We start from the raw sequence: 6,044 nt of genomic DNA on the forward strand, positions 1-6,044 counted from the left end.
TATTTCCTGAAATCCGGAAATACCTCTCAAGTCGTGAATTTACTTTTTGATAAACATTTGTGTCCAATAGTGTCCGTCTTTTACATACCCAACTCCAATATGAGTAAAGTCTTTATTTAAAATATTTGCGCGGTGGCCGGGACTGTTCATCCAAGCATTTACAACTTGCTGTGCAGAACGTTGGCCTTTGGCAATATTTTCCCCTGCAGCTTTATATTTAATGCCATAGCTTTTCATCATCGAAAATGGAGAACCGTAAGTCGGGCTATTGTGATCAAAATAATTGCGGTCATGCATATCTTGGGATTTATGTTTTGCCACTCTAGCAAGCTCCCAATCATATTTTAATGGAGATAGACCAGCTTTAGCACGCTCCTGGTTTACTAGTTTAATAACTTCTTGTTCCACTTGGGAATTTTGTTTCGCTGGAACATTGATCTTTTGGCCTGGATAGATTAGATTTGGATTTTTAAGTTGTGGATTTGCATTAATTAACTCTTTTACACCTGTTTGGGTTTTAACAGCAATTTTCCATAAGCTGTCCCCGTATGTAACAGTATATGAACTTGCCGCAAAAGCAGCAACCGGAAATAGTAATGTTGCACTAAGAGCAACGGTAACGAAAACTTTGCCTAATTTTTTCATCATGTTTTCTATCATCCTTCCTTTTTGGTATATCCAAATGATACAACGTAGAATGAGAGGATTCATTGCTCAAAATTTGGAAGGATTTTTGCAAAAAGATGACAAAAAAGACCATGCAAGAAAATACCGTCCATTTCTTGCATGGTCAGCCGTGTAATATTCGTAAATTGCTCGTAATAATGAATTCATGAAAAGGGAATTCCAATTTATTCCATCCGAAATTTATGCTTCCGTTGTTATATTTTCAGCGTTTATTATATTGGTTAAAAGGCTTTGTTCCTTTATGATTTGTCCATTTTTAATATAGACCCTCGGAACGCGTTTTCCGATCAGACAAGCTGTTTCATAATGAATCGTATTCATGATTTTTGCCACATCTCCCATGGAAATATAGCCTTCATTCGGATCACCAAAAATCGTAACAACATCATCGCGGGAGACATTTCCTACTTCGCTTACGTCTATCATGGACTGGTCCATACAAATACGGCCGACGATTGGAACGTTTACTCCTTTTACCGTTACATATCCTTTATTGGACAAAGAACGGGAAAAACCATCCGCATAACCAATTGGAATCGTTGCAATTAATGAATCCTTCTTCGGTGTATAGGTGCATCCGTAACTGATCGGCTCTTCCGCTTTTACCGTTTTCACGAAGACAGGCTTTGTTTTAAAGCTCATCGCCTGTGTTAAGGAGATCATATTTTTCAAGTGCTCTTCCGGGTATAAACCGTATAAGCTGACACCGACACGAACCATATCGAGATGCATTTCCGGATACTGGATGGTTGCCGCACTGTTGCAGCAGTGCTTTATCGGAATATCGATATGTTTTTCCTGCAAGTAATCGATGACTTCCATATAATTTTGAAACTGTTTCTTCGTATAAGCGGAATCGGTATTGTCCGCATCGGCAAAATGGGTATAGATTCCTTCTATATAAACATAATCGCTTTTTATTTTCTGAATAAGGTCATATACTTCCAATTTGTCGCGGATGCCAATCCGGTGCATACCGCTATCGATTTTAATATGAATACGGACTAGTTTTTTCATTTCATCGGCAATTTGCTGAATTTTTTCTGCAACTTCTTCCGTAAATACGGTTAGCGTAATGTTCTCAACAATAGCCTCTTTTACCGACTCAGCCGGTGTGTAGCCGAGAACTAATAACGGAAAATCGATTCCCGCCTTGCGCAATATTAACGCTTCATCTAATAGGGCAACGGCTAGATAATCTGCTCCTGCCTCAATGGCTGCTTCAGCTACTTCCACTGCACCGTGGCCATATCCGTCGGCTTTCACTACTGCCATTAATTTTGTTTCCTCTGCGATATGCTTTTTAAAAGCCTTTACATTTCCTTTGATCGCATCAAGGGAAATTTCCGCCCAGGCAGGACGATAGCTTCCGTACTTCATTTTGTTCCCCCCTATGATAGTAATATTCTATGCTGATGAAAAAATACCCTTCTTCAGCAGAAGATGAAGGGTATTTTTTCCGTATGTCAAAGATTATTTAATTATATCTTCAACTGGCACGTATTCGTAGCCTAGGTCCTCTGCAACAGCACGGTAAGTCACTTTACCAGCCATTACGTTTACCCCGGTTAAAATTGGCTGACTGTCTCTAATTGCCTGTTCTGCTCCTTTTTGAGCAATTTGGATTGCATATGGTACAGTTACGTTTGTTAAGCCGATTGTTGCAGTACGCGGCACTGCACCTGGGATATTTGGAACAGCGTAGTGCAATACGTCATGTTTTACGAAAATCGGATCGTCGTGGGAAGTTGGCTCATTGATCGTTTCAAAGTTACCGCCTTGGTCAATGGCTACGTCAACGATGACAGATCCTGGCTGCATCGATTTTACCATTTCTTCAGATACAAGTTTTGGCGCTCTTCTTCCAGGAATTAATACCGATCCGACAACAAGATCAGAGTCTTTTACAGATTCAGCAATGTTAAAGGAGTTCGACATTAATGTTTGTACATCTTTACCGAAAATTTCTTCCAATTGACGGAGACGGTCTGGATTCAAGTCGATAATTGTTACATCGGCGCCAAGCCCAACAGCAATTCTTGCAGCGTTTTCCCCAACAACTCCTCCGCCAATAATTGTCACTTTACCTCGTTTTACTCCAGGGATACCGCCAAGAAGAATTCCTTTTCCGCCTTTTGATTTTTCCAGGTATTGAGCACCGATTTGTGCAGCCATACGTCCCGCAACTTCACTCATCGGTGTAAGCAATGGCAATTTGCCGTTTACAGTAATTGTTTCATAAGCGATGGCAGTTACTTCATTTTCTACAAGTGCTTTCGTTAATGCTGGTTCCGCTGCCAAATGAAGGTAAGTAAAGAGTACTAGCCCTTTACGGAAATATTTATATTCTGACTCAAGAGGCTCTTTTACTTTCATGATCATGTCAGCTTTTTCCCATACCTCTGAAGCGCTTTCAATAATTTCCGCTCCAGCATTCCGATACTCTTCATCAGTAAAACTGCTTCCTAAACCAGCACCAGATTCAATAAGGACAGTTTGTCCTGCATTAACTAAATTCACAACCCCTGCTGGTGTCATTGCAACACGGTTTTCGTTATTTTTTATTTCCTTTGGAACACCAATAATCATTAGTGAATTTCCCCCTTTTATTTAATTACAATCTAATCGTAAATCTTTTTTACTAAAATTTCCTTATAGAAAAACATGAAAATCAAGCAAGTAAGTTGTGTATTTACACAATCACTTGCTTATTAGGTTGTCTAAGAGCAAATCAAGATATACAGTAATTTTCTGGTTCGGGTCTTTTAAATCTATCCCTCCTATCTCACTAATACGCTTCAGCCGGTAATTCATTGTATTAGGATGTACATGAATCTCTTTTGCTGCCTGATAAACATTACTGTCTGCCTCTAAATACACTTTTAATGAAGAAAGCAATTCGGTTCGATGCTTCATATCATAAGCTTTTAACTTCTCTATAATTTCATTTTTATAGTTCTCATTTTTTCTTAACCTATACAAGTCATCAAGAAACTGGTGGATTCCAAGATTTTGATACGTATAAACATTCCTCAATTCCGCCGGGAATTTCTGTTTCATTAGCAGCACTTTCTCGGCTTGTTTATAACTATGGCGAATGTCAAGGGGCGACTGATAAATTAAGCCGCTTCCGCCAATTATATCGTCAATTTCCAAACGGTTGCCTATTTCTTCGATAAATGATTGAATATAATTATTTAATTTTTTTGTTGTATCCGTGTCCTTTTTCATACGAACGAGAAGGAGCAATTGCTGGTCATCAAACAAACGGCAAACCACCTGAACATGATAGAGGGTCTCTGCCAAATAGTTGGCATGTTTTTCCACCGTTTTCGAAACCGCACTATTAAACTGGATAATGGCAACCGCCATGCGTCCTTTTAAATCCATGTCATACCGTTTAGCAAGTTGCAGGATTTTCTGTTCATCGTTAATATTCCCCAGCATGAGTTGCCAAAAGAAATCTTTATACCCTGCCGCTGAATTTTGCTTGCGCAAATTATTTTGCACAATATAGTTTTTCACTTGTTTCGCCGCTTCCTTTAACAAAAGCAATTCGTCATCAAGTAATGTTTTTTCATTCGTATGGGCCCAAATAAATCCAAGAATTTCATTGTTTTTCCGCACAGAAACGGCAACCCGATTGCCTAAGCCGACGGTAGGAATGGCAGGAATGACAACCGGATCGTCACCTTCGAACAATTTCGTCATCACGCCGCTTTTCCATAACCCGTTGATTACTTTGTCAGGTACTTTCCGCTGGATAATGGTAGAAATCCGTGCTTCATCAATTTTATCGGTATGTTTGCTGTAAGAAATTAAATGATGGTTGGAGTCTTCAATAGTGATGGGACATTCTAAAATTTCGGCGATGTAGTCCGCTAATTCATCTGCTGTATGAAAGGCATCCTTTTTGTTCGCAGCAAGGAGCTTGTTTCTTTTAGCTGAATAACTCAAAACGAAATCCCTCCGATTCCTGTCTCTACTACTTATTTTACCACAATTCCCCGCATCCCTTCTTCTATAGTTAATTAGCGACAAATATCATTAGTTGTTCGTTTAAACAAATTAGAATGCTGCTTTTTTTACTTTTGCACAACCCATTTGCATTTTTTTTTTGCTATAATGAAACCCTAAGTAGTACCTACTTAGGAATAAACAGAGGGGGATTTTTTCATATGCATCAAATAAAAGAAATTTTAAAAATTGGAAGCGCTTTTATTGGAATTATCGTTGGGGCAGGCTTCGCTTCCGGTCAGGAAATACTTCAATACTTTACTAGTTTTGGGACGATGGGAATATTTGCAGGCATCATCTCTGCAGCATTATTTGCCTATTCCGGCATGATTCTCGTCTGGCTTGGCAGCCGTACCCAAACAACTTCCCATAAACCGGTCATTTATAGAATCAGCGGACGACTTGTCGGATCGATTATTGACCTCATTCTCATTCTTACCTTGATTGGTATCGGCGTCGTTATGCTTGCCGGTGCTGGTTCAAACCTCAATCAGCAATTTGGTTTTCCGTATTTTGCCGGTACGTTAATTATGACATTGCTCATTTTATTTGTCGGATTTTTTGGGACAAATAAGGTTGTTAGTGCAATCGCTGGAGTGACACCTTTTCTTATTCTTTTCGTTATTATTATTTCCGTTTATAGTATTTTGACAATGGATGGAAGCTATGCTGACTTGAATGCGCTTGCAAAAGAAACACCGACGACACTCCCGAACTGGTTTATTTCTGGCATTAACTATGCATCTTTTAATCTTGCGGTAGGAGCTTCGATGGCAATCGTTATGGGCGGTGCGGAGAAAAACACAAAAACTGCAGCATGGGGTGGTTTTGCCGGTGGACTCGGTATCGGAATATTAATCATCCTAAGTCACCTTGCTATTTTTTCCAAAATCGAACATGTTGGAGATTTGGACATGCCGCTGCTCGGAATCGTAAACGAAATGTCGCCAATATTAGGTTTTATCATGTCAATTGTTATCTTCGGAATGATCTTTAATACAGGCATTGCCATGTTCTATGGCTTCGTCGCCCGATTTGTTGAGACGGGAACAAAAAAATTCAACATTATTCTAACGGTTACAATGGCCATTTCCTTTGTACTAAGCTTTATCGGATTTACCGACCTCGTTGCCTACCTGTATCCATTTATCGGCTACCTTGGCCTAGTATTAATTGCTGTATTGATTATCACTCCATTTAGAATGAAAAAATTGTCAAACTTTAAATCTGAAATTGAGATAGGGGGAGGTGACTAACCTCCGTCCCTCTCACACCACCGTACGTACGGTTCCGTATACGGCGGTTCCAGATTATGTATGACGCAAAATTTCATATCTAGC

General features: G+C 39.5%; 5 protein-coding genes. 1 reads left to right on the forward strand and 4 read right to left on the reverse strand.

Features of this window, described 5'->3' with window-relative positions; all coding sequences use genetic code 11:
• Positions 1-39: 39 nt before the first annotated feature.
• The 4 genes from safA to IEV18_RS07585 form a co-directional block, all read right to left on the reverse strand.
• Entirely contained in the window at positions 40-648 is a 609-nt protein-coding gene (gene safA, locus IEV18_RS07570; RefSeq protein ID WP_188391781.1) for a SafA/ExsA family spore coat assembly protein, read from the reverse strand.
• Positions 649-867: 219 nt separating this feature from the next.
• On the reverse strand, positions 868-2,067 hold the full coding sequence (gene alr, locus IEV18_RS07575; RefSeq protein ID WP_188391782.1) for an alanine racemase: 1,200 nt from the start codon (positions 2,065-2,067) through the stop codon (positions 868-870).
• A gap of 93 nt (positions 2,068-2,160) precedes the next feature.
• On the reverse strand, positions 2,161-3,276 hold the full coding sequence (gene ald / locus IEV18_RS07580) for an alanine dehydrogenase (protein ID WP_188391783.1): 1,116 nt from the start codon (positions 3,274-3,276) through the stop codon (positions 2,161-2,163).
• Positions 3,277-3,387: 111 nt separating this feature from the next.
• Complete coding sequence (locus tag IEV18_RS07585; RefSeq protein WP_188391784.1) at positions 3,388-4,644, reverse strand: PucR family transcriptional regulator; 1,257 nt, start codon at positions 4,642-4,644, stop codon at positions 3,388-3,390.
• Positions 4,645-4,874: 230 nt separating this feature from the next.
• On the opposite strand from IEV18_RS07585, the gene IEV18_RS07590 reads away from it, so the two are divergent.
• On the forward strand, positions 4,875-5,960 hold the full coding sequence (locus tag IEV18_RS07590; protein ID WP_188391789.1) for a YkvI family membrane protein: 1,086 nt from the start codon (positions 4,875-4,877) through the stop codon (positions 5,958-5,960).
• Positions 5,961-6,044: the final 84 nt, after the last annotated feature.

The organism is Compostibacillus humi (assembly GCF_014637175.1).
In the GTDB taxonomy this organism is placed as follows: Bacteria; Bacillota; Bacilli; order Bacillales; family Amphibacillaceae; genus Oceanobacillus; species Oceanobacillus humi.